This is a genomic window from Nocardiopsis sp. NPDC006832, from assembly GCF_040635885.1.
Taxonomy (GTDB): domain Bacteria; phylum Actinomycetota; class Actinomycetes; order Streptosporangiales; family Streptosporangiaceae; genus Nocardiopsis.
The window spans coordinates 31936-56687 of sequence record NZ_JBEYLC010000040.1 but is presented as its reverse complement, the minus strand read 5'-3'; the positions used below and the strand labels follow the sequence as shown (position 1 = coordinate 56687).

The 24752-nt window shown below is 69.8% G+C and carries 19 protein-coding genes; 6 read left to right on the top strand and 13 right to left on the bottom strand.

Going from position 1 to position 24752, the window contains the following annotated elements:
* Window positions 1–41: 41 nt before the first annotated feature.
* Window positions 42–785 (bottom strand): amino acid ABC transporter ATP-binding protein, encoded by a 744-nt coding sequence (locus tag ABZ717_RS18915; protein ID WP_157091065.1) that lies wholly within the window; start codon window positions 783–785, stop codon window positions 42–44.
* A gap of 358 nt (window positions 786–1143) precedes the next feature.
* Between ABZ717_RS18915 and miaB the strand changes: the two genes are divergently transcribed.
* A complete protein-coding gene (miaB, locus tag ABZ717_RS18910; RefSeq protein WP_358512129.1) occupies window positions 1144–2610 on the top strand; it encodes a tRNA (N6-isopentenyl adenosine(37)-C2)-methylthiotransferase MiaB in 1467 nt (488 codons plus the stop codon).
* A gap of 18 nt (window positions 2611–2628) precedes the next feature.
* On the opposite strand, the gene ABZ717_RS18905 is transcribed toward miaB, so the two are convergent.
* A complete protein-coding gene (locus ABZ717_RS18905) occupies window positions 2629–3876 on the bottom strand; it encodes a cytochrome P450 (RefSeq protein ID WP_358512108.1) in 1248 nt (415 codons plus the stop codon).
* 19 nt (window positions 3877–3895) lie between these two features.
* Window positions 3896–4639 carry a helix-turn-helix domain-containing protein gene (locus ABZ717_RS18900; RefSeq protein WP_358512105.1) on the bottom strand — a complete coding sequence of 248 codons (744 nt, stop codon included), beginning with the start codon at window positions 4637–4639 and terminating at the stop codon, window positions 3896–3898.
* A 134-nt stretch (window positions 4640–4773) separates the two neighbouring features.
* Between ABZ717_RS18900 and ABZ717_RS18895 the strand changes: the two genes are divergently transcribed.
* The gene (locus tag ABZ717_RS18895) at window positions 4774–5460 is read left to right on the top strand and encodes a class III extradiol dioxygenase subunit B-like domain-containing protein (RefSeq protein ID WP_358512102.1); all 687 of its coding nucleotides are present in this window, start codon (window positions 4774–4776) and stop codon (window positions 5458–5460) included.
* Here ABZ717_RS18895 and miaA read toward each other — a convergent pair whose 3' ends face one another.
* Window positions 5461–6468 carry a tRNA (adenosine(37)-N6)-dimethylallyltransferase MiaA gene (gene miaA, locus ABZ717_RS18890; RefSeq protein WP_358512099.1) on the bottom strand — a complete coding sequence of 336 codons (1008 nt, stop codon included), beginning with the start codon at window positions 6466–6468 and terminating at the stop codon, window positions 5461–5463. It abuts the gene before it with no gap.
* 92 nt (window positions 6469–6560) lie between these two features.
* On the opposite strand from miaA, the gene dapF reads away from it, so the two are divergent.
* A complete protein-coding gene (dapF, locus tag ABZ717_RS18885; protein ID WP_358512096.1) occupies window positions 6561–7376 on the top strand; it encodes a diaminopimelate epimerase in 816 nt (271 codons plus the stop codon).
* Here the strand turns inward: dapF and ABZ717_RS18880 are convergent.
* The 4 genes from ABZ717_RS18880 to aceB all read right to left on the bottom strand — a co-directional run bounded on the left by ABZ717_RS18880 (window position 7342) and on the right by aceB (window position 13170).
* On the bottom strand, window positions 7342–8697 hold the full coding sequence (locus ABZ717_RS18880) for a (Fe-S)-binding protein (RefSeq protein ID WP_358512093.1): 1356 nt from the start codon (window positions 8695–8697) through the stop codon (window positions 7342–7344). The genes dapF and ABZ717_RS18880 overlap by 35 nt on opposite strands.
* Before the next feature lie 32 nt (window positions 8698–8729).
* Complete coding sequence (locus ABZ717_RS18875) at window positions 8730–9920, bottom strand: FAD-binding oxidoreductase (protein ID WP_358512091.1); 1191 nt, start codon at window positions 9918–9920, stop codon at window positions 8730–8732.
* A 31-nt stretch (window positions 9921–9951) separates the two neighbouring features.
* Complete coding sequence (locus tag ABZ717_RS18870; protein ID WP_358512088.1) at window positions 9952–11442, bottom strand: FAD-linked oxidase C-terminal domain-containing protein; 1491 nt, start codon at window positions 11440–11442, stop codon at window positions 9952–9954.
* A gap of 123 nt (window positions 11443–11565) precedes the next feature.
* Window positions 11566–13170: a malate synthase A gene (gene aceB, locus ABZ717_RS18865; protein WP_358512086.1), complete on the bottom strand. Its 1605-nt coding sequence runs from the start codon at window positions 13168–13170 to the stop codon at window positions 11566–11568.
* Window positions 13171–13484: 314 nt separating this feature from the next.
* On the opposite strand from aceB, the gene hflX reads away from it, so the two are divergent.
* On the top strand, window positions 13485–14933 hold the full coding sequence (hflX, locus tag ABZ717_RS18860; RefSeq protein WP_358512083.1) for a GTPase HflX: 1449 nt from the start codon (window positions 13485–13487) through the stop codon (window positions 14931–14933).
* Between the two features lie 448 nt (window positions 14934–15381).
* Window positions 15382–16590 (top strand): amidohydrolase family protein, encoded by a 1209-nt coding sequence (locus tag ABZ717_RS18855; protein WP_358512080.1) that lies wholly within the window; start codon window positions 15382–15384, stop codon window positions 16588–16590.
* 5 nt (window positions 16591–16595) lie between these two features.
* Here the strand turns inward: ABZ717_RS18855 and holA are convergent, their stop codons facing one another.
* From holA to ABZ717_RS18830, 5 genes are all read right to left on the bottom strand, one after another.
* Entirely contained in the window at window positions 16596–17558 is a 963-nt protein-coding gene (holA, locus tag ABZ717_RS18850) for a DNA polymerase III subunit delta (RefSeq protein WP_358512077.1), read from the bottom strand.
* Window positions 17559–17606: 48 nt separating this feature from the next.
* Window positions 17607–19946, bottom strand: a complete 2340-nt coding sequence (locus ABZ717_RS18845; protein WP_358512074.1) for a ComEC/Rec2 family competence protein — start codon at window positions 19944–19946, stop codon at window positions 17607–17609.
* A gap of 7 nt (window positions 19947–19953) precedes the next feature.
* Window positions 19954–21069: a helix-hairpin-helix domain-containing protein gene (locus ABZ717_RS18840; protein ID WP_358512071.1), complete on the bottom strand. Its 1116-nt coding sequence runs from the start codon at window positions 21067–21069 to the stop codon at window positions 19954–19956.
* Between the two features lie 153 nt (window positions 21070–21222).
* Window positions 21223–21492: a 30S ribosomal protein S20 gene (gene rpsT, locus ABZ717_RS18835; protein ID WP_067605805.1), complete on the bottom strand. Its 270-nt coding sequence runs from the start codon at window positions 21490–21492 to the stop codon at window positions 21223–21225.
* Between the two features lie 208 nt (window positions 21493–21700).
* Window positions 21701–22681: a hypothetical protein gene (locus ABZ717_RS18830; RefSeq protein ID WP_358512068.1), complete on the bottom strand. Its 981-nt coding sequence runs from the start codon at window positions 22679–22681 to the stop codon at window positions 21701–21703.
* Window positions 22682–22913: 232 nt separating this feature from the next.
* Here ABZ717_RS18830 and lepA point away from each other — a divergent pair, with 232 nt between their 5' ends.
* Window positions 22914–24752, top strand: a complete 1839-nt coding sequence (lepA, locus tag ABZ717_RS18825; protein WP_358512065.1) for a translation elongation factor 4 — start codon at window positions 22914–22916, stop codon at window positions 24750–24752.

The window sequence follows — 24752 nt, the reverse complement described above, 5'->3', positions numbered from 1 at the left end:
CTTGAGCGTGCGAAGCTGCTGGGTCATCGTCCGGGGGCGGACTAGTGGGTCAGGATCTTGGACAGGAAGTCCTTGGCCCGGTCCGACCGGGGGGACGTGAAGAACTCGTCGGGGGTGTTCTCCTCGACGATCTGTCCGTCGGCCATGAACACGACCCGGTTGGCCGCGCGACGGGCGAACCCCATCTCGTGGGTGACCACGACCATGGTCATGCCCTCGTTCGCCAGGTCGGTCATGACGTCGAGGACCTCTTGGACCATTTCGGGGTCCAGGGCCGAGGTCGGCTCGTCGAAGAGGATCACCTTGGGGTTCATCGCCAAGGCTCGGGCGATGGCCACGCGCTGCTGCTGGCCGCCGGAGAGTTGGGCTGGGTACTTGTTCGCCTGGTCGCCGATCTGCACCCGGTCGAGCAGTTCCATGCCGCGCGCCTCGGCGTCCGACTTGGACTGCTTGAGCACCTTCATCGGGCCCAGCGTCACGTTCTGCAGAACGGTCTTGTGGGCGAACAGGTTGAAGGACTGGAAGACCATGCCGACGTCGCTGCGCAGCTTGGCCAGACCGCGGCCTTCGGCGGGCAGCGGTTGTCCGTCGAGGGAGATGGTGCCGGAGTCGACCGTCTCGAGCCGGTTGATCGTGCGGCACAGCGTCGACTTGCCGGATCCGGACGGACCGATGACGACTACCACCTCGCCGGAGTTCACCGTCAGATCGATGTCGCGGAGCACGTGCAGGTCGCCGAAGTGCTTGTTGACGTTCTCCAGCACGACGAGAGGAGTTGAAGTCATGATCGGAACCTAATGGGTCCGAGTTGCCGTGTCATCACGAAAACGCCACCTGGCTTCGCCAGTAGCAGACTTGTTACGGCGTGATTCGCGAAACCGTTATGTGATGGCATGCATGGATCCGCCCTCGTCGCAACGAGTGGCGGTTCCGTTCTGTAGCGTCTCATTCGTGACTCCCCGTGATCTCGTCGGGCTCCCTCCGTGCGGAGGCCTTCGGGAGATACCCAGGTCAGGATCGAAGTCCCCATCGGCCGGCCGATACCGGCCACCCACCGTGTCCGCCCTCGCTTCCGGTCTCCGGGACGGCGGCCCGTCCAAGAGCGGATAGCCTGGACCGGTGAGCCAGAGTCGTACCTACCAAGTGCGGACCTACGGCTGCCAGATGAACGTCCACGACTCCGAGCGCCTCTCCGGTCTGCTGGAGGACGCTGGGTACGCGCGCGCAGCCGAGGACACCACCGCAGACATCGTCGTCTTCAATACCTGTGCGGTCCGAGAGAACGCGGACAACCGCCTCTACGGCAACCTCGGGCACCTGCGTCCGGTCAAGGACGCCAACCCCGGGATGCAGATCGCCGTGGGCGGTTGCCTCGCCCAGAAGGACCGCGGCGAGATCGTGCGCCGCGCCCCGTGGGTGGACGTGGTGTTCGGAACGCACAACATCGGTTCCCTGCCGACCCTGCTGGAGCGTTCGCGCGTCCAGCGGGAGGCGCAGGTCGAGATCGCCGAGTCGTTGGAGCACTTCCCGTCCACGCTGCCCAGCCGTCGCGAGTCCGCGTACGCGGCCTGGGTTTCCATTTCGGTGGGCTGCAACAACACCTGCACCTTCTGCATCGTGCCCGCGCTGCGCGGCAAGGAGAAGGACCGCCGTCCCGGTGACGTGCTGGCCGAGGTGCGCGCGCTGGTCGAGGAGGGCGTCACCGAGGTGACCCTGCTCGGGCAGAACGTCAACGCCTACGGCAGCGAGTTCGGTGACCGTCAGGCCTTCTCCAAGCTGCTGCGCGCCTGTGGCGAGATCGAGGGGCTGGAGCGGATCCGCTTCACCTCCCCGCACCCGCGCGACTTCACCGACGACGTCATCGAGGCCATGGCCGAGACGCACAACGTCATGCCGCAGCTGCACATGCCGTTGCAGTCGGGGTCGAGCAAGGTCCTCAAGGACATGCGTCGCTCCTACCGCCAGGAACGCTTCCTGGGCATCGTGGAGAAGGTGCGGGCCGCCATGCCGGAGGCCGCCCTGACCACCGACATCATCGTGGGCTTCCCCGGTGAGACCGAGGAGGACTTCGAGGAGACCCTGCACGTGGTCCGGGAGTCCCGGTTCGCGATGGCGTTCACCTTCCAGTACTCCAAGCGCCCCGGGACGCCGGCGGCCACCATGGACGAGCAGGTGCCGCCGGAGGTCGTCAAGGAGCGTTACCAGCGCCTGGTGGCCCTGCAGGACCAGATCTCCTGGGAGGAGAACCAGAAGCTGGTCGGTCGGGAGGTCGAGCTCATGGTCGCCGAGGGCGAGGGCAAGAAGGACGGCGAACACCGCCGCCTGTCCGGCCGCGCCCCCGACAACCGTCTGGTGCACTTCGGCCTGGGCGACGGCGAGGAGCCCCGCCCCGGCGACATGGTCACCGTCGAGATCACCTACGCGGCCCCGCACCACCTGGTCGCGGACTCCGGGATTCGGAAACTGCGTCGGACCCGCGCCGGCGACGCCTGGGACGCCCGTCAGGGCAGGCCGGTCCAGGTGAGCAAGCCCGAGGTGCTGCTCGGCATGCCGAAGATCGGGGCCCCCGACGAACAGCCGGCCCCCGCCGGCGGCTGCTGCGACGTCTGACCCCGACCTCGACCGGACCTACGGCCGCACGTACAGGTTCTCCAAGCGGTTGAAGGCGAAGTTGGGCTGTCGGGAGGCGGGCCTGTCCGGATCCAGGGACAGGCCCGGGAAGGCTCCGAACAAGGACCCGAAGGCCACCTGACCCTCCAACCGGGCCAGGGCGGCGCCCAGGCAGTAGTGCATGCCGTGCCCGAACGCCACGTGGGCCTCACCGGGAACGCCCTGGTGGCGGGTGAGGTCGAGCCGGTCGGGATCAGGGTGCACGTTCGGGTCGCGGTTGGCACCGGCGATCATCGCGATGGCCGCCTCTCCACGTCGGACCACGCCGGTGTTCAGTTCCACGTCCTCGGTCGCGTAACGCATCCGGGTCTGGAACACCGGGCCGCACCAGCGCAGCAGCTCGTGGACGGCCGCGGGCAGCAGTTCCGGGTCGTCCTTGAGCAGCGTCAGCTGGTCGGGGTGGGCGAGCAGGGCGCGGGTGCCGTTGCCGATGAGGTTGGCGGTGGTCTCGTGCCCGGCGATGACGAGCGAGAGGATCATGGTGATCAGCTCGTCCTCGGACATGCGGTCGCCGTTGTCGTCGGTCACCCGGACCAGGTCGCCCAACAGGTCGTCGTGTTCCCGTGCCCGGTGGGCGGCGATGAGTCGTCGTGAGGCGGCGGTCAGTTCCCGCAGGGTCGAGTTGAGCCGCGCGGGATCGCTCAGGTCGAACGAGGTCAGGGCGTGGCTCCACACCTGCCAGATGTCGCGTTCCTCCTCGGGCACGCCCACCAGGTCGCAGATGACCCTGATGGGCAACGGGTAGGCGAAGTGCTGGAGCAGGTCGACCGAGCCGTCCTCGACGTGGTCGGGCAGTTCGGTCAGGAGCTCGTCGGTGATGGCCTGGACACCGGGGCGCATCGCCTGGACCCGGCGCACGGTGAAGGTGCGCGAGACCAGCTTGCGCAGACGCACGTGGTCGATTCCGTCCTTGTCCAGCACACCTTGGGTGGCGTAGACGATCAGGTCGGGTTCGATCCCCAGGTGACGCAGGAGTTCGGGACGGGACAGCGAGGTGGTCTCCCCCTCCATGTTCGCGGCGTCCACGACGAAGCGCCTGTCGCTGAGGATGGTGCGCGCGTCGGTGTCGTCGACGAACAGCCGGGCGGGTGATCCACCGAAGGAGGCGGGGGCCGAACCCCCGGCCTCGCGGAGGCGTTCCAGGATGCCGGGCAGTTCGGCGGCCGCCTCGGGTGAGGTCAGGTCGGGAAGCGTCGGAGTGCTCATGTCCCCTCCAAAGGGGAGGTCAGCCTACGGGTGGGAGATACTCCGCCAGGACGTCCCGGGCCGTGGCCAGCAGGGCGTCGAACAGGGGGAGGATCTCGTCTCTGGCCGCGAGCAACGCCTCAGGGCTCGCGGGTGACTCCAGGGCGCGGTGCACGGTGTCGGCGAGGATGTCCGCCCGTGTCGCGAAGTCCGGAAGCGGATAGGACTGCAGTTCCAGGAGCGACGGCGTGACCAGCGCCCCCAGAACGGTCGAGACGAACATGTGGTTCTGCTGCTCGGCGGTGCGCTCCGCACGGAGCAGACCGTGCCTTCGCAGCAGTTCGGTGTAGGTGAGCATCACCCGGGCCCGGCGCCTGATCAGGTCGCCGCGTTCCTCGCCGACGGCGGTGAGCATCGAGCCGAGGGTGTTGTTGTCACTGGTGAGCAGCGCCTTGAGGATCGGCCATCGCTCCTGGGCGAGGTGGATCTCACGGGCGATCGAACTCGGCAGGACCGCCGCGGGATCCGCCCGGAAACGTTCGATCAGGTGGGTGCCGACCTCGATCTGCGTGCGCACCAGCACCGTGCTGAACAGCGTCTCCTTGGTGGGGAAGTGCAGGTACACGGTGCCTTTGCCGACGTCGGCCCGACGCGCCACGTCCTCCATCGTGATCTTGGTGTATCCCCAGGTGACGAGGGCTTCCCCGGCCACGTCCAGGATGCGTGCCGCGCGTCGGGCGCGTTCGGCCTCCCTGGCCGTCCTGGAGCCGCTTCTCGTCGTCACGGTGGTACCTCGTCGTCTTCGGGTCGATGTCGCTGACTTCCTGACCGGATTTCAAAACCGGTCACGAAGTCAACGATAGATCGACCCGACGCCCCGCACAAGAGGTACCGGTGATTCGGCGGTAGCCTCCTCATGTGTTGATCGCCGCCGCCGTGTGTCCCCATCCGCCAGTACTTTTCCCCGAGGTCGCCCAGGGTGCTCGCGCCGAACTCGACCCACTGCGCGCCGCCTGTGACCGTGCCGTCACCGCGCTCGCCCGCCGCGGGGCCGACCGGCTGTACGTGGTGGGACGTGGCCCCATCGAACGGGAGTACGGAGCGGACACCGGTGGGGACCTACGGGCCTACGGCGTGGACGTACGCGTGGGACCGGCCCCGGGGGTGTTGGACCTGGCGGCGACCACGGGCCGATGGCTGGCCGAACGCGGTGGCCTCACCCCGGACGGCTACCTGGAACTACCCGCCGACGTCACCCCGGAGCGGGCCGCCGAACGGGGCGCGGCCCTGGCCGACTCCGCCGCGCGGGTGGTCCTGTTGGTGATGGGGGACGGCAGCGCACGCCGCACCGAGAGTTCACCCGGATACGTGGACGAACGCGCGATCCCCTACGACGACGCCGTCGCCGAAGCCCTGGCCGAGGCCGACACGGCTCATCTGGCCGGGCTGGACCCCGACACCGCCCGTGCGCTCATGGTCGCGGGCCGCCCCGCCTGGCAGGCCCTGGCGGGCGCGGCGGGGGAGCGGCCCTTCGACGCGGAGACCCTGGCCTACGAGGCCCCCTACGGCGTGGGCTACCACGTCGCCCTGTGGCTCAAGGCCTGATCAGGTGTCCTGGTCTCGGCCCTGCGGGAAGGGGACCATGGTGGCCACGTCCACCAGGGCCTCGCCCGGTTCGTCGCCGCGGCCGGTCAGGGCCGCCTCGACCAGGGCCATCGCCCGCTCCGTCAGGGTGGGGGAGTCGTAGGGCAGCCAACGCACGCGCGGGTCCCGGCGGAACCAGGACTCCTGCCTGCGGGCGAACCGACGGGTGGCCTGGGCGGTGCTCTCCTTGGCCTCCAATTCGGTGATCTCCCCGTCCAGCTGCGCCAACGCCTGGGCGTATCCCAGGGCCTTGGCGGCGGTGCGGCCCTCGCGCAGCCCCTGCTTGTCCAGTCGGCGGACCTCCTCCAACAGACCCTGGTCCCACATGCGCTCCACGCGCAGGTCGATGCGTTCGTCCAGTTCGGGGCGCGGGGTGGTCAACCCCAACTGCAGGCACGGGTAGAAGGACGTGTGGTCGGGCAGGTTGGCGGTGAACGGCCTGCCGGTGAGCTCGATGACCTCCAGCGCGCGGACGATCCGTCGTCCGTTGCCGGGCAGGATGGTGCGGGCCGCCTCGGGATCGGAATCGGCCAGACGGGCGTGCAGCAGACCCGGCCCCACGTCGGCCAACTCGGCCTCCAGACGGGCGCGCACCGCGGGGTCGGTGCCGGGGAACTCCATGTGGTCCAGCACCGCTCGGACGTACAGTCCGGAACCGCCCACCAGCACGGGGATGACGTCCCGGTCGGCGCAGTCCTCCACGAGTTCGCGGGCCATGCTCTGGTAGCTGGCCACGTCGGCGGGTTGGTGCACCTCCCACACGTCCAACAGGTGGTGGGGGACACCACGACGTTCGGCCTCGGAGAGTTTCGCGGTGCCGATGTCCATGCCCTGGTACAGCTGCATGGAGTCGGCGTTGATCACCTCGCCCCGGCGTCCGGTGCTCTCCTCCAACCGCTCCGCCAGGTCGACGGCCAGGTCCGACTTGCCCACAGCGGTCGGGCCCACGACCGCGATCACCTTGATCATTCCTCCAGCGTAACCACGCCGGGCACGGCTCGTGACCATCAACGGAGGATCGATGGTCGGGTCATGTCCACGAGCGCCCCTAGGATGGCCGCATGCGATTCGCCAAGGGCCACGGAACAGAGAACGACTTCGTGATCCTCCCCGACCCCGACGGGGAGCTTCGACTCACGGAGGAGGACGTCCGGCTGCTGTGCGACCGCAGAGCGGGCATCGGCGCCGACGGCGTCCTTCGGGTGATCCGCACGCGTGAGCTCGGCGAGGCCCTCGCCCCGGCGGCGCGCACCGCCGAACGGGCCGAGTGGTTCATGGACTATCGCAACGCCGACGGCAGCGTCGCCGAGATGTGCGGAAACGGGGTGCGCGTCTTCGCCCGCTACCTGTTGCACACCGGGCTGGTGGACGCCGACCGGTTCGAGGTCGGCACGCGTGACGGCGCCAAGGAGGTCGTCATCGAGGACGACGGTGACGTCACCATAGACATGGGCCGGGTGGAGATGCAGGGCACCTCCTCGGCCAAGCTCGCCCGTCAGGTCGTCCACGGCGACCAGATCTCCGTGGGCAACCCGCATCTGGCCTGCGAGGTCGACATCCCGGTCGCCGACGTCGACCTGAGCCTGCCCCCGGAACTGGACCCCGAGGCCTTCCCCGAGGGCGCCAACGTCGAGGTCTACAACGAGGTCGCTCCCGGGGTGCTGGACATGCGGGTGTTCGAGCGCGGCTCCGGCGAGACCCGCTCCTGCGGCACCGGCATCGTCGCGGCCGCCGCCGCGGCCGCCCCCGAGGGCCGAAGCTCCACCTGGAAGGTGCGTGTCCTGGGCGGCGAGTGCACCGTTCACCTGGACGCTTCGGGTGCCCGCCTCCGGGGCCCCGCGGTCATCGTCGCAGAGGGCGAGACCGTCCTGGTCTGACCCCGAGCAGTCGCTCCGCTCTCAGGCCGCGCAGGGAGGCGTCCAGGAGTCGCGCGGTGTGGGTCACCGTCACCGGCGTGCCGGCGCGTTCCATCGCCGAGGCGATCTGCAGTGAACACCCGGGGTTGCCCGACACCAGTACCTCCGCGCCGGTGGTGGCCACGTCCTGCCCCTTGCGGTCGCCCAGCTCGCCCGCGGCCTCGGGCTTGAACAGGTTGTACACGCCCGCCGAACCGCAGCAGATCTCCTTGTTGGGCAGGTCGACCACCTCAAGACCGGGGATCTGTCGGAGGAGCTCACGGGGCTGGTCGGTGATCCCCTGGCCGTGGGACAGGTGACAGGCGTCGTGGTAGGCCACCCGGAGCGGGATCGGGTGGCGCTCGGCGCGCGGTCCCAGGGCGACCAGGTACTCGGTCAGGTCCACCACCTTCGCCGAGATCGCCCGGGCGCGCTCCACCCAGGCCGTGCCCGCGCCCGCCTCCTCCAGGGTCCGGTCGAAGTGCTTCATGCTGGAGCCGCAGCCGGCCGAGTTCACCACGATCCGCTCCACCTGGCGTGCCTCGAAGACCTCGACCAGCCGTTTGGCGAAGCCGGCCGACTCGGTCAGCCTGCCCGAGTGACCCGACAGCGCTCCGCAGCAGCCCTGGGCGCGCGGGATCACCACCTCACAGCCTTCCAAGGCCAGTACCCGGGCGGTCGCGGTGTTGACCTCGGGGAAGAACGCGCCCTGCACACAGCCCACGAGCATGCCCACCCGGGCGCGTCGTTCACCCACGGCGGGTACCAGCTCGGGCAGCGGGGGCGGGGGAGCCGACAGCGGCGGGGCGATGCGCTCCATGGTGGCCAGGGTCGGCGAGATCCGGTCCAGGATCCCGGATCTGCGGATCAGCGACGAGACCCCGCTCGCCTGGTAGGCGCGCAGCGGGCCGCGCATGGCCCGGAGGCGGTTGCGGTACGGGAAGAGCGAGAACACCGCCCCGCGCAGCGCGCGCTGTCCCCGAGGGCGTTCGTACTCCTCCTCGACCCGGTACCGGGTGTGCTCGATGAGCGCGTCGTAGGCCACCCCGGACGGGCACGAGGACACACACGCCAGACAGCCCAGACAGTTGTCGAAGTGCCCGACGGCGGTCTCGGTGAGCACGTCCTCCTCGTGCATCTGCGACATCAGGTGGATGCGCCCGCGCGGGGAGTCCATCTCCTGGCCCCACAGCACGTCGGTGGGGCAGGTCGGCAGGCAGAAACCGCAGTGCACGCAGTCGTTCAGCAGATCGCCGAAGAGTCGTTCCGGTCCGGCTGCCGGTTCGGTCGGTCGTTCGGTCACGGGATCCTCCCAGGAGGCGCTCGGTGAACGGTTCAGATCCCGCCGGCGAAGCGGCCGGGCGAGAGTCGGTGGTCGGGATCGAAGGAGTCCTTGACCGCCCGCATCAGCGACAGGCCCGCAACCTCGCCCCAGGGATCGACCCCGGCCTCCCGCAGGTGTGGTTCGGCGCGCAGCAGGACCGCGGACCGATCGGGGGCGCGGCGGACCGCCGCCGACATCTTCTCCACGACGTCGGCGGGGGTACCGGGAGCGAACGACAGGTACAGGGTCCCCGCCGGGATCGACCCGTACCATCGGACGTCGCCGGCCAGGGCGTCCAGATCCTCGACCAGGGCCGGAACGTCGGCCGGAGGTACCAGGACCCGCGCCAGGGTGCCCTCGGTGGGCAGGACGCCCCACCCCTCGGGGAGCGCCTCGGCGATCTCCACGTCGTCCCCGCCCAACGCCCGAACGGTCTCCTCGACCCGGGGGACCAGACCCTCGGTGGTTCCTTCCAGGACCACGCACAACCGACCGTGGTCGAGTTCCACCGCCGCGGGTACCACCGTGGTGGCCCGCAGCGCCGACAGGACCCGCTCGGTCCCCTCCCGAGACCGCAGCGGCACGCCCACCACCCGAACGGCCGGTGGCAACGGGTGCAGCCGGAACGCCGCCGAGGCGATCACCCCGAGTGTTCCGTAGCCGCCGGTGTGCAGCTTGGCCAGGTCGTACCCGGCCACGTTCTTGACCACGCGACCACCGCTGCGTGCCACCACCCCGTCGGCGCGCACCACGGTCATCCCGATCACCAGGTCCCGCAGCGTTCCGGCGAGCAACCGACGGGGTCCGTTCACCCCGGTCGCCAACGCACCGCCCACGGTCCCGCCCACGCGCACCGGGTCGTAGGACAGGCGTTGCCCGGCCTCGGCCAGCGTCCGCCGAAGCTCGGCCAGTGGCGTACCCGCGCCCACCTCGACGACCAGGTCGCCGGCGTTGTGGTCGACCCAGGACAGCGCCGAGGTGTCCACCATCAGGTCGAGGGATCGGGGCGGCGAACCCCAGTCCAGGGCGGTGCCGCCCCCGCGCGGGGTCACCGTCGCCCCGGCGTCACGGGCGGCGGCCAGCAGCCGTCCGAGCGCCTCGGTGTCCTCGGGACGGGCCACACGGTCGGGTGCGACCCCGCACACCGCGTCCGCCCCGATCCCCGCCCGCAGGGTGACGCCTTCGACGTCCAAGTCCTTCACGCTCGCCCTTCCCACCTCTCGCCGTCCGGGGTCAGAACTGCTCGGCCCGCCCGGACTCCACCAAGGGGTGCGCCCCGGTGCGCACCCCGGGCCGTTCCCCGCACAGACGCGGGGTGGGCAAAAGCTTGTCCGGGTTGGCGATCCCGTCGGGGTCGAACGCCCGCCGGAACAGGTCGAAGGTGGCCAGGTCGTCGTCGGAGTACATGCGCGGCATCTTGCACGCCTTGTCCACACCCACCCCGTGCTCACCGGTGATGGAGCCCCCGTGCTCCACGCACAGGTCGAGGATGGCCCCGGACACCTCCTCGGCGCGCTCTCCCGCGCCGGGTTCGGCGTCGTCGAACAACACCAGTGGATGCAGGTTGCCGTCACCCGCGTGGAAGACGTTGGCCACCCGGATGCCCGTCCGGGCGGACAACGCGGCGATGCGGCCCAGCACCTCGCCCAGGGCCGTGCGCGGCACCACCCCGTCCTGCACGATGTAGGCCGGACTGATCCGGCCCACCGCGGCGAAGGCGGACTTGCGGCCCTTCCAGATCAGCGCCCGTTCCTCCGCGCCACTGGCGGTGCGGGTCTCGAAGGAACCGCTGGCGGAACAGAGCTCGGTCACCCTCTCCACCTGGGCGTCGACCTCCGAGGCCGGCCCGTCCAACTCCACCACCAGAACCGCGGCGGCACCCGCCGGGTAGTCGCAGGCCACCGCCGCCTCGGCCGCCTCGATGGCCAACACGTCCATCATCTCGATCGCGGACGGAAGTACCCCGGCGGCGATGATCGCGCCCACGGCCTCACCCCCCGCGTCCATGGACGTGAACGCCGACAGCAGGGTGACGGTCTTCTGTGGCGAGCGGGTCAGGGAGACGGTGACGCGGGTGGCGACGCCCAGGGTGCCCTCGGATCCGATGAACGCGCCGATGAGGTCGTATCCGTGCGCGCCGGTCGCCTTGCCGCCCAGCTCCACGACCTCGCCGGACGGGGTGACGATTTCCAGACCGCGCACGTGCCCGGAGGTGAACCCGTACTTGAGGCAGTGCGCCCCGCCGGAGTTCTCCGCGACGTTGCCGCCGACCGAACAGACCTGCTGGCTGGAGGGATCGGGCGCGTAGTAGTAGCCGTACGGGGCGGCGGCACGGGTGATGTCGAGGTTGGCCACGCCGGGTTCGACCACGGCGCACTCGTTCTCCAGGTCGATCTCGACGACGCGACGCATGCGCGAGGTGACGAGGAGGACTCCCTCGGCGTGGGGGAGCGCTCCCGCGGACAGGCCGGTGCCGGCGCCGCGGGGAACGTAGGGGACGCCGTGTTCGGCGCACAGGGAGATGACGGCTGCGACCTGCGCCGTGGTGGTCGGCAGGGCGACCACGCCCGGGGTGGCGCGGTGGTAGGTGAGGCCGTCGCTCTCGTAGACGCGACGTCGGGAGAGGTCGGTGAGGACACCGTCCTCACCGCAGATCTCGCGTAGTCGGGGGACCAGGGCGGTCAGCGCCGCCGGGATGCTCGTCGGGCGTACGGACGTGGCCATGGGCGTCTCCCCTGGTGCGGTCGGAAGGACTCGACCTCGCAGAGGGACCGTACGACCGCACCCCTTGCCGAGACAAGGGGTGCGGTGGAAACAATCTTCCGTTTTATGAAATATAACTGACCATTACGGCATGCGCTCGTAGGCGGGCAGGGTCAGGAAGTCGACGTACTCGTCGTCCAGGGCGACCTCGGTGAACAGCTCCTTGGCCTGCTCGAACAAGCCCTCGTCGTAGCCGGCGCCGAGGGCGTCCTCGATGGTGACGAGCTCCTCCTCGATGATCTGCTTGACGAGCTCGGCGGTGACCTTGGGCCCGTCGTCGAGGGTGACGTCGTTGTGCAGCCACTGCCAGATCTGCGAACGGGAGATCTCGGCGGTGGCGGCGTCCTCCATGAGGTTGTGGATGGCCACCGCGCCGTTGCCACCCATCCAGGCGGCCAGGTACTGCAGGGCGACGTTGATGTTGGCGCGCAGACCGGCCTTGGTGACGCCGCCGGGGGTCTGGTCGACGGCGAGCAGGTCGGCCGCGGTCACCTCGACGTCGGGGCGCTGCTTGTCGATCTGGTTGGGCCGCTCGCCCAGGACGCCGTCGAAGATCTCGCGGCAGATCGGGACCAGGTCGGGGTGGGCGACCCAGGAGCCGTCGAAGCCGTCACCGGACTCGCGGGACTTGTCGTCGCGGACCTTGGCGAAGGCGTTCCTGTTGACCTCCTCGTCCTTGCGGGACGGGATGAACGCGGCCATGCCGCCGATGGCGTGGGCGCCGCGCTTGTGGCAGGTCTTGACCAGCAGTTCGGTGTAGGCGCGCATCATCGGGGCGGTCATGGTGACGGCGTTGCGCTCGGGCAGCAGGAACCCGCGGCCGCGGGTGCGGTGGGTCTTGATGATGCTGAACAGGTAGTCCCAGCGGCCGGCGTTGAGACCCGCGGAGTGCTCACGCAGCTCGTAGAGGATCTCCTCCATCTCGAACGCGGCCGGGATGGTCTCGATCAGGCAGGTGGCGCGGATGGTGCCGCGCGGGATGCCCAGCCGCTCCTGGGCCAGGACGAAGACGTCGTTCCACAGGCGGGCCTCCAGGTGGCTCTGCATCTTCGGAAGGTAGAAGTACGGGCCCTTGCCCTTGTCGATCTGACGCTGTGCGCTGTGGAAGAAGTACAGCGCGAAGTCGACGATGCCGCCGCTCGTGCGCTGACCGTCGACGAGGATGTGCTTCTCGTCCAGGTGCCAGCCTCGGGGGCGCACGACGATGGTGGCCAGCTCGGAGTCCTCCTTCAGGGCGTAGGTCTTGCCCTGGGGGGAGGTGAAGTCGATCTGCCGGTCCAGGGCGTCGCGCAGGTTGAGCTGCCCCTGGATCATGTTCTCCCACAGCGGGGTGTTGGCGTCCTCAAGGTCGGCCAGCCACACCTTCGCGCCGGAGTTGAGCGCGTTGATGGTCATCTTGCGGTCGGTCGGTCCGGTGATCTCCACGCGGCGGTCGGTGATGCCGGGGGCGGCGGGCGCGACCTTCCAGGAGTCGTCCTCACGGATGTGCTTGGTCTCGGGGAGGAAGTCGAGGTCCTCCCCGGCCGCGACCCGCGCCTCGACGGTCCTGCGCGCGGCAAGGAGGTCCTGGCGGCGGGACTCGAAGGTGCGGTGCAGCTCGGCGACGAGCGCGAGGGCGTCGTCGGTGAGGATCTCGTCGAACCGGTCGTTGAGGGGTCCCGTGATCTCGACCCCGTGCGTGGCGCCCATGGAAAACCTTCCGCAATACGAAATAAGCTTCTGGTATGTGGAAGTGAAACTACTATCTCGATGTCAAGCGGTCAACGTCACTCGCGGTGTCGATGGCGGGTGAAGTTTCCGCTAAGGGAAGCTTCGTGAATCTTCTTCCGCAAATACGTGGTTTCTTTGGTCTCGCCGCACTTTCGAAGGTTACACGGCGACCGTGTCCTGGTGGCTTGTGTCACACCGGCCGCGATAATTAACGTGCCTTCACTCAAGGCGGATGCCACCATCGAGCCAGGGAAGATTCCCGGAGCCACCCGCGTTGACCCAACTGGAGGGATATGAATACTGCTGACTTCCACGGAGACGACCGAACCGGCCACGAGGCCGAGGACGCGTTCCGTGAGGGCTCGCCCGATCAGGGCGAGATGGAACTGGCCGAACGCCACGCGCTACGTCGCGTTCAGGGGCTGTCCACAGAACTCACCGACGTCACCGAGGTCGAGAACCGGGCCCTGCGCCTGGAGCGCGTGGTCCTGATCGGAGTCTGGACCCGGGGAACCCAGGCCGACGCCGACAACTCGCTCGCCGAACTCGCCGCACTCTCCGAGACCGCCGGTGCCCTGGTCCTGGAAGGCATCACCCAGCGCCGTTCCAAGCCGGACCCCGCCACCTATATCGGTAAGGGCAAGGCGGCCGAGCTCCGCGACATCGTCGAGGCCACCGGCGCCGACACCGTCATCACCGACGGCGAGCTCACCCCCGGTCAGCTGATCCAGCTGGAGGACGTGGTCAAGGTCAAGGTGATCGACCGCACCGCGCTCATCCTGGACATCTTCGCCCAGCACGCGAGCAGCAGCGAGGGCAAGGCCCAGGTCGAACTCGCCCAGCTCAACTACCTGTTGCCACGACTGCGCGGTTGGGGCCACTCCCTGTCCCGCCAGGCCGGTGGCGCCGGTGGTGGCGGCAACGGCGGAGTGGGTCTGCGCGGTCCCGGTGAGACCAAGATCGAGACCGACCGTCGTCGGATCCACGACAGGGTCGCCAAGCTGCGCCGGCAGTTGGTCCACATGCGCACCGCCCGCGACGTCAAGCGCGACGTCCGTCGTACCCGACAGGTGCCCTCGGTCGCTCTGGCCGGGTACACCAACGCGGGCAAGTCCAGTCTGCTCAACCGGCTCACCGGAGCCGGGGTGCTGGTGGAGAACGCGCTGTTCGCCACCCTGGACCCGACGGTCCGTCAGGCCCGCACGCCCGACGGTCGCGGCTTCACGCTCAGCGACACGGTCGGTTTCGTGCGCCACCTGCCGCACCAGTTGGTGGAGGCCTTCCGCTCCACCCTGGAGGAGGTCGCCGACTCCGACCTGATCCTGCACGTGGTCGATGGCTCGCACCCCGACCCCGAGGCGCAGATCTCCGCCGTGCACGAGGTCCTCGCCGACATCGAGGCCGGTGACGTCCGCGAGCTCATGGTGCTCAACAAGGTCGACGCCGCCGACCCCGACATCGTCAAGACCCTGCGCACCCGATACCCCGACCTGGTCGAGGTCTCGGCGCGTACCGGCGAAGGCATCCCGGGCCTGGTGACGGCCCTGGCCGAGGCGCTTCCCGAGATCGCCGAGGAGGTGCGCGCGCTCGTCCCGTACTCGCGGGGCGACCTCATCGCCCGCGCCCACGACGAGGGGCGCGTGGTCACCGAGGAGCACACCGCGGACGGCACCGAGCTGCACGCGTTCGTGCCCGCGTCGCTCGCGGCCAGGTTCGAGGGGTACGCGCTGAGCACCGTCTGACCGGAGGCCGTCCTCCGGACGGTGACACGCCCGGGGCCGGGGAGTCCGCATGGACACCCCGGCCCCGGGCGTCTTCCGGGTCTCTCGTGTTCTGAGAGATAGGCCGTTTTCCACCCGTGACGCGGGTCATCGCAGCTCAAGCGCAATTCGGGTGCTCTTCGTCACTCAACGATTCCGCGAACTTCGCCCCGGAACGTTCGCATTCGTCCCTGTGGGGAGGTGTACACGGCGTCGGCGAATGGACTACGGTTTTGGAGCACTGGCCGGCAGTGGCCTCCGCCCCCCGACGGTGCGCCCCCACTGACCCGGTACCGCGCGGTGGCCCCAGGCCGCCCACGGCCCTGTCGGAAGCACAGCCAGATACGAGGTCGCCATGTCCGCCCGTGTTCTTCGCGCCCCCCGTTCGCGTGGCGCGCAACGGACCTGACCGGCGGGGGCGGACCATCTGATGTCGGTAGTACTCCTCACCAACATCGGTCGCCTCTGGACCGGTAACGAGCTGTTGACCAAGGCGGCGGTCCTCATCGACAACGACCGCATCGCCTGGGTCGGACCCGCCGCCGAGCTGCCACAATGCATTCCCGGCGTGATGGAGGACCTCACCGGCGTCGACGAGATCGTCAACATCTACGGCGGACTCGTCACCCCCGGACTCATCGACGCCCACTGCCACCCCGTGTACGCCGGCGACCGCTACGCCGAGGTCAACATGTGGGCCAAGGGCGCCACCCGCGCCGACATCTTCGCCGCCGGCGGAGGAGTGTCCACCACCGTCACCATCACCCGTGGAACCGACCCCTGGACCCTGTGCAACGCCGTCCGCGAACGGCTCCGGCACTGGGTGCTCTCCGGCTGCACCACCGTGGAGGCCAAGACCGGCTACCACCTCACCCGGGACGGCGAACTCGCCGACGTGCGCCTGCTGCGCTCCCTGGAGGAGGAACCCGGCATGCCGCGCCTGCACGTCACGTTCTTCCCCGCGCACGGGGTACCGCCCGAGTTCTTCGGCCGCCCCCAGGAATACGTGGCCACCGCGGCCTCCTGGCTCGGCGACGCCGCCATGGCGGGCGCCGACGGGGTCGACATCTACTGCGACAACCAGCAGTTCACCACCGAGGACGCCCACATGCTGCTCGGCGTGGGACAGTCCGTGGGGTTGCGCACCACCATGCACGCCTGTTCACGGCCCCGCCACGGCGCCGTGCGCATGGCCGCCGAACTCGGCTGCACCTCCGTGGACCTGATGCACGAGGCCGACGACGAGGACATGCTCGCCCTGGCCGCCACCCGCACACCGGTGGTCGCCTGCCCCACCACGGCCCTGCACGAACGCCGCACCCCGCCGGTGCGAGCCCTGCTCGACCACGGTGTCCCCGTGGGGTTGGGCACCGACCACAACCCCGCCCAGTCCGGCACGACCTCCATGCCCCTGGTCATCTCCCTGGCGGTCTCCATGTTCGAGATGACCGTGCAGGAGGCGCTCAACGCCGCCACGGTCGGCGGCGCACGGGCCCTCGGACTCAACGACCGTGGACGGATCGCCCCGGGCGGTCTCGCCGACATGGTGCAGTGGGACGCCGACCACGAGGGTGCCTTCGCCTGGTCCATGGGGCTGAAGACCCTGCGCGTGTGGCAGGGCGGTCAGACCATCCGCTGACGGCCTCAGCGGTTGCTGCGGGCGCGGGCGATCTCGATGACCGCGCGCTCCAACGCGTACTCGGGGTCACGGCCGGCGCCCTTGATCAGCGCGTCCGTCTCCGCGACCACCGCCATGGCACGGGTGACCCCGGCGGGGCTCCATCCCCTGGCCTGTTGGCGCAGGGACCGCATCTTCCACGGTGGTACCTTCGCCCGCTTGGCCAGATCGGCCTCGCTCATCCCACGCGGGGGCTGGGCGGCCACCGCGATCCCGCGCACCGCCCCGGCCAGGGCGCTGTTGATCAGCACCGGTGCGGTGCCCACCGCCAGCGACCAGCGCAGCTGTTCCAGGGCCTCGGGCAGACGCCCCTCCACGGCCCGGTCCGCCACCGTGAACCCGGAGGCCTCGGCCTTGCCCGAGTGGTAGCGGGCCACCGCGGCGGCGTCCACACGGCCCTCGGTGTCGGCGATCAACTGGGTGCAGGCCGCGGCGATCTCCCGCAGGTCCGTGCCGACCGCGTCGACCAGGGCCTCCGCGGCGTCGGGAGTGATCTGTCGCTTGGCCGTGGTGAACTCGCCCCTGACGAACGCCACCCGCTCCGGACCCTTCTTGGGGCCCTTGCAGTCCATCCGCTGCGCCTTGGCCTTGGTGGCGGCCTCCAACACCGCCTTGCCCTTGGCGCCGCCGGCGTGGGTGAGCACCAGGTTCACGTCGTCGGCGGGGCTCTTGAGGTAGTCGATGACGGTCGCCGCCAGGTCCTTGGTCAGGTCCTGGGAGGAACGGAGCACCACCACCCGGCGGTCGCCGAACAGGGAGGGCGAGGTGACCTCCACCAGGGTGGACAGGCCGATCTGGGAGGGCACGAGGTCGTGGACGTCCACCTCCGGATCGGACTCGCGGACCGCGGCGACCACCGCAGCCACGGCCCGGTCGACGAGCAGTTCCTCGTCGCCGACGATGAGTGTGATGAGGGCGGGTGCAGGCATACCACGAGCATGCCACGACCCACCGACCGGCCGGTGCCGTTCGGTGGGTCATCGGCCCGGGGAGGGCCCGCGGGAGACCACGCGCACCGGGTCGTCCAGCACCGCCACGTCCCCGTCCGTATCGGTACGCGCGTTCACCGGCGCCATCCGTTTCAGGATGTTCCGGGTGAACGGTGCCGGGTGCCCGTAGGGGTTGTCCGCGCCCACCGAGGTCACCGACACCCTCGCCCGAGTCGCGGCCAGGAAGGCGGGGTCCTGGGTACCCGACCCGTGGTGCGGGGTGTTCAGGACGGTGACCGCCAACAGCTCGGAGTCCGGCCCGCGCAGCAGCTCACCCTGGGCCGGCACCTCGATGTCCCCGGTGAGCAGCGCCGACAGGTGCGTGCCGTCCGCCCGGACCACCACCGAGGTGTCGTTGACCGTCCCCACGTAGCCCGGCCGTGGCCACAACACCCGCAGCGTCCACGAACCCACCCTGAAGGTCTGTCCCCGCTCGGCGGTCAGGAGCTCCACGCCCTCCTCCGCCAACAGGCGCCCCACCGCGGTGTCCTCGAAACCCGCGGGGGCCAACGCCGCCGGGACCCGGCGGTGCCGCAGCACCCCCGGAACACCGTCCACGTGGTCGGAGTGGTCGTGACTGAGCATCAACAACGGGACCTCTCGTATCCCCAGCCGCTCCAGGCATCCGTCCACCAGTTCCACGTCGTCCCCGGTGTCGAACACCACCGCCTCTCCGGGGCCGACGGACAGCGCCAACGCGTCTCCCTGCCCCACGTCACAGGAGACCAGCGCCCACCCCTTCGGTGGCCAACCCCCCGGCAGGCAACGGGCCGAGAGTCCCAACAGGAGCACCGCGACGGTCACGGCGGCCAACACCCGGCGTGGCCGACCGCGGGTCAGCAGGAACACCGCCACCAGGGCCGCCAGCAGCAACGCCCCGGCCACGTCGGAGCGCCATGGCAGCGCCCCGTACGGAACCCGCGCCCCCACCGTCGCCACCGCGGCGATCCAGGACACCCCGAGTCCCGGCAGGTGCACCAGGACCGTCGCCGCATCCGACCAGACCGACGCCAGTGCGGCCAACGCCGACCCCGCCACGGTCACCACCGCCACCACCGGAGCGGCCAACACATTGGCCGGTACCGCCACCCACGACACCTCCCCCGACAGCAGCACCAGCACCGGGGCCACCGCCACGTGCGCCGCCACAGCCACCGCCAGGGCCTCCGCCACGGGAAGGGGCATCCGCGCCGACCAGGCGTGCGACCATCCCGGCACCAGCAGCAGAATCCCGGCCGTGGCCAACGTCGACAACGCGAACCCGAAGGAGGTCGCCAGCCCCGGAGCCACGAACAGCACGCCCACCACGGTCACGCCCAACGCGCCCAGACCGGCGTGCGCCCGCCCGGTGGCCAGCGCCAACAACCCCAACGAGCCCATGAACGCGGCCCGCACCACGCTCGGCTCCGGTCGGCACACCAGTACGAACAGCCAGATCATCACCGCGCCGCCCAGGACCGAACACCACGTCGGCGCCCGGGTCCATCGCGCCACCGCCAACACGAACCCGGTCAGGATCGCCAGATTGGCCCCGCTGACCGTCAACAGGTGCGTCATCCCGGTGGCCCGGAAGTCCTCCGCGGTCTCCTCCCGCAGCTCAGAGGTATCGCCGACGATCAACGCCGGCAACAGCCCGCGTTCCGGTTGGGGCAGCGCCGACGCGGCCTCCCTCAGGTCGGCGCGGACCTCACCGGCGAAGGCCTGGAGTCGCCCCGGCCCGTCGGTCTCCTCCGGAGGCCCGCGCACCGGTACCAACGCCGCCGTCAGTGGTTCGTCCTCGGCGGTCAGGAACACCCCGCGCGCGGTGAACTCCTGGCCCGGCAGGAGCCCCGACCAATCCGCACCGGAGGCCAACACCACCACCGACGCCCGCGAGGCACGGATCTCACCGTCCACACGGACCCACACGGTGCGGGCCGGGACCACCCATTGCGCCCTTCCCGGCCGGGGCATGCCCGCCCGAGACCGCGGATCGACGGTCGCCACGGCACGGAACTCCACCTCACCGCCCCGCTCGGCTGCGGCCACCGCGGCGCTGGTCACCGTCCGATGCACGTGGAGGCCGGCCACCGCCGCGACCGTCGCCGCGCACACCAGGGTCGCCGCGACGGCGGCGAGCGGAGCCTCCCCGAGCAGTGCGGACGCCCGTCCTCCCAGGAACGCCAGTGCCGCGGTGAGCGCCATCGCGGCCGCCAACGACCACGCCGCCCACGCGGGCACGGCCAAGGCCACCAGTGCCGCGGCCCAGGACGCCAAGGCCGGAGCGACCAGCCGTAGGTCCGGCGGACGCCCCAACCCGTGCGCGTCGGTCCCCAACCACGTCACCATGGTCGACTCACCCCACCGTCACGTGCGGACGCAGGTTCTCCAGGGTCTTCTCCGCGATCCCGTCCACCCCGAGCAGGTCTTCGACGCTGGCGAAGGAACCACCGATGGACTCCCGGTGGTCGATGATCTGGCGCGCCTTCTTCTCCCCGATCCCCGGGAGGGAACGCAACTCCTCCTCGTCGGCGGTGTTGATGTTCACCGTCGCTCCCTCCCCACCGCTCGCCGCCGCGCCACCGTCACCCGGTATCTCCTCCTGCGGAACCCCCACGAGGACGCGTTCGCCGTCGGTCAGCGTCCGGGCGAGGTTGAGCAGGTCGAGATCGGCGTCGGGAAGTGCGCCGCCCGCCTCCTCCACGGCGTCGGCCACGCGGGAACCCGCGGGCATCGTGTACAGGCCCGGTTCGTTCACCTCGCCGCCCACGTGCACCACCACCTCGCCGTCCGGGGCGTCGTCGTCCGGTGGGGGAGCGCCGGAGGCGGCCGGCGGGGCGTCGTCGGACGCCGCCTGGGTGACCAGCTCTGGTGCGACGACCTCCTCGGGGCGTTCGCGCAGCATCAGGAACGCGACCCCCACCGCCAGCAGACCCAAGACCACCAGTACGGCCAGGGAACGACGCGACAACGCGGCCTCGGTGGCCCAGCCCCGGGTGATCCGGTCCAGGGCCGCCGCGGGTTCGTCCGGGACCAACTCCGTGTACCCGGCGGGAGGGCGGGATGTTCCGGTGGGCCGGTCCGGCACCGAACGTCCACGGCGGCCGGGGTCCCGCCACGGGCCGGAACCGGTGTGGGGCTCGTCCGTCGAAGGGGTGGGCTCGGGCCGCTTTGTCCCGGGACCGGGAACGGGCGCGGGCGCGGGGACGGTGAGCACGTCCTCCGGGGCGCGTTCGGGCCAGTCCCGCCCGGCGGGCCGATAGGGGGTGCGGGTGTCGCGCACCGCGTAGGGCGCGCTCGGGACGTCGGTGCCCGGCCGGGGCACGGGGACGGTCGCGGGATCGGCGGGTGGACGCGGGATACGGGCGCGCAGACGCCTGGCGGAGGGGGAGGAGTCCAAGCCGAGTGCGCGGAGTCGTTCCTCGGGGGTCGAGACGGGAGTGCGGCGCCGTGACCGGCGCGAAGCGGTCATGGATTCAACGCTAGGGAGCTCACCACCGGCTGTCACCGGGTGATCTCAACCTGTGGATAACTCGCGGGTGGCCCGCCCGGGCGACCCGGGGACGCGAAGGGCCCGGTCTCCTCGGGGGAGACCGGGCCCTGAAGGTCGCGTGCTATCTGATCCCTAGGCGGACCGGAGAGCGTCCAGACGCTTGGCGATCGCGCTCTTGCGGTTCGCGGCCTGGTTCTTGTGGATGACGCCCTTGCTCGTGGCCTTGTCCAGGGTACGAGCGGCGTCACGCTGCAGGATGGTGGCCTTCTCGACGTCCCCGGCCTCGGCGGCTTCGCGGAACTTCCGGATGGAGGTCTTCAGCGAGGAGCGCACCGCCTGGTTGCGGAGACGAGCCTTCTCGTTCTGCCGGTTGCGCTTCTTCTGCGACTTGATGTTCGCCATGCGAAAACGTGCTCCAGTAACTTTGATCTGCGCGCCGATCGATCCGGCGGCTCGTCTCATGGGCAGCCGTTCCATGAGTGGCTCGCGTGGGCGCCGACGCAGGGTGTGTGTGAGACCAGAAGGGCTCGAATTCGAACGTGGAAGTCCGAGACACGGACTCTCCATTATGCCGTATCCGTTGGACCACTCGGACCTCGGGAACGCGAGGTCACGGTATCGGTCCCAGCCACCCCGTGCGATAGGCGTCCAGATCGGCCTCCTCGGCCTCGTCGGCCAGGTAGAGCGCCACACCCGTGGTGAGTTCCTCGGGCGGCTCCGCCCTGGAAAGCCCCAACCTGATCGCGGCGATCGCGGTCAGCGCGTTCTCGTTCTCATGGCCGGGCCCCCACTTCTCACCGCTGTAGGCGGGCACCCCGAAACGCAGGGTCAGGTCCTCGCGCCCACCCAGAGCCGCCACGGACTCGGTCACCTGCCGCACCATGAATCCGCCGTACATGCCCTCGGTCGGCATGTTCGCGTCCACCCCCGGCAACACGACCTCGTCGGCGTGTTCGGTCACCTGGTCCAGATACCCCTTGGACCAGTACTTCTCCTCGCCGTCGGCGACGAACGACGCCACGCGACCACCGGGGAGCAGTTCCACGTGGTGGGCCTGCACCGACAGCACCGGGTCCGCGCCCAACTCCTCCCGCACCATCGCCATCAGCGTGGGGATCGACGGGTCGTTCACCGTCACCGGTCGGATCTCCATGTGCAGCCCGGCGAAACCGTCCGCCGCCACCTCGGCGACAGTCGGCGCGAGCGTCTCACGGGCCTCGGTGGGGAAACGGTCCCTCAGCAACGACGACCCGGACTCCACGTGCCGCAACCACGCCAGCGGACGCACCTGCGGGTAGGTGGAGTCCAGCCACGAAAGCAGCGCCTCGGTGTCGGGCACCCGCTCCACCGTTCCGTCGGCGGCCACGTCGCCCGCGTACACGTACAGGGTGTTCACCGCGCCGGTGTCCAACAGCTCGGCCAGGGCTCCGGTGTCCTCCCACGAACCCACCCAGGCCGCGTCCGTTTCCTGGGAGGCGGCCCCGTCGCTCGGCGTGCCCGAGAACTGGAAGCTCAACAGCGCGCCCGCGGCGACCACCAGCACCAGGACCGCCGCGACCCCGGCCAACAGCCGTGTCAGAAACCACTTCACCCCTACGCCACCCGCTCTCACCCACCGGGTCCGTTCCCGGCGTCGGTTCGCATAATCTGGACATCGACACCCGCGCCTCGCGCCCATACTGCCGTACCGCCTCGGGATACACCCGGTGAGGGCGGTGCCCGCGTCATGGGAGGATGGAGGACGCCGTGTGCCCGCGGCCGAGGCGGGAAACCGCCCCCACAGGCGCACACGACCCTGAACCAAACCCGTTGAACGGAGCACGGTGGCACAGCCGAACTGGACCGATCCCGCGCTGATTCGCAACTTCTGCATCATCGCGCACATCGACCATGGCAAGTCGACGCTGGCCGACCGGATGCTCCAGATCACCGGGGTCGTCGAGGACCGCCAGATGCGCGCCCAGTACCTGGACCGCATGGACATCGAGCGCGAGCGCGGTATCACCATCAAGTCCCAGGCGGTGCGGATCCCGTTCACCGCCTTGGACGACAAGACCTACACGCTCGACCTGATCGACACCCCCGGCCACGTCGACTTCACCTACGAGGTGTCGCGTTCGCTGGCCGCCTGTGAGGGCGCGATCCTGCTGGTCGACGCCGCGCAGGGCATCGAGGCGCAGACGCTCGCCAACCTGTACATGGCGCTTGAGAACGACCTGCAGATCATCCCGGTGCTCAACAAGATCGACCTTCCCGCGGCCCAGCCCGAGAAGTACGCCGAGGAGATCGCCGGAATCATCGGCTGCGAGCCCTCCGAGGTACTCAAGGTCAGCGCCAAGACAGGTGAGGGCGTCGAGGAGCTCCTCAACGAGATCGTCAACCAGATCCCGGCCCCGGTCGGCGACGCGGACGCCCCCGCCCGCGCGATGATCTTCGACTCGGTGTACGACACCTACCGCGGCGTGGTCACCTACGTGCGGGTCGTGGACGGAAAGCTCAGCCCGCGCGAGCGCATCCAGATGATGTCCACCAAGGCCTCCCACGAGATCCTGGAGATCGGCGTCAGCGCGCCGGAGCCCCAAAAGTCCGGTGGCCTCGGAGTGGGCGAGGTCGGCTACATCATCACCGGCGTGAAGGACGTGCGCCAGTCCAAGGTCGGTGACACCATCACCGCCCTGAACCGGTCCGCCACGGAGATGCTCGCCGGGTACCAGGAACCCAAGCCCATGGTGTTCTCCGGGCTGTACCCGATCGACGGCACCGACTACCCGGTGCTGCGCGACGCCCTGGAGAAGCTCCAGCTCAACGACGCCGCCCTGAACTTCGAACCGGAGACCTCGGCCGCCCTCGGCTTCGGTTTCCGCTGCGGTTTCCTGGGTCTGCTCCACCTGGAGATCACCCGCGCCCGCCTGGAGCGCGAGTTCAACCTGGACCTGATCTCCACCGCCCCCAACGTCATCTACCGGGTGGAGATGGAGGACGGCACCGAGCACGTGGTGACCAACCCCAGCGAGTTCCCCGACGGCAAGATCGACTCCATCCACGAGCCCATGGTCAAGGCCACCCTGCTCACCCCCTCCGACCACATCGGTCAGATCATGGAACTGTGCCAGGAGCGCCGCGGCGAGCTACAGGGCATGGACTACCTGTCCGAGGACCGGGTGGAGATGCGCTACATCCTGCCCATGGCCGAGATTGTCTTCGACTTCTTCGACGCGCTCAAGTCCCGCACCAAGGGGTACGCCTCGCTGGACTACGAGCCCATCGGCGAGCAGGTGGCCGACCTGGTCAAGGTCGACATCCTCCTGCAGGGTGAGCCGGTGGACGCCTTCTCCGCGATCGTGCACAAGGAGAAGTCCTACGCCTACGGCGTGGAGATGACCAAGAAGCTGCGCGAACTCATCCCCAGGCAGCAGTTCGAGGTCCCGGTCCAGGCGGCCATCGGCGCCCGGGTCATCGCCCGCGAGAACATTCGCGCGATCCGCAAGGACGTGCTCTCCAAGTGCTACGGCGGCGACATCAGCCGTAAGCGCAAGCTGTTGGAGAAGCAGAAGGAGGGCAAGAAGCGGATGAAGATGGTCGGCCGGGTCGAGGTGCCCCAGGAGGCCTTCATCACCGCGCTGTCCACGGAGTCGGCCCCCGAGGACAAGAAGAAGAAGTAG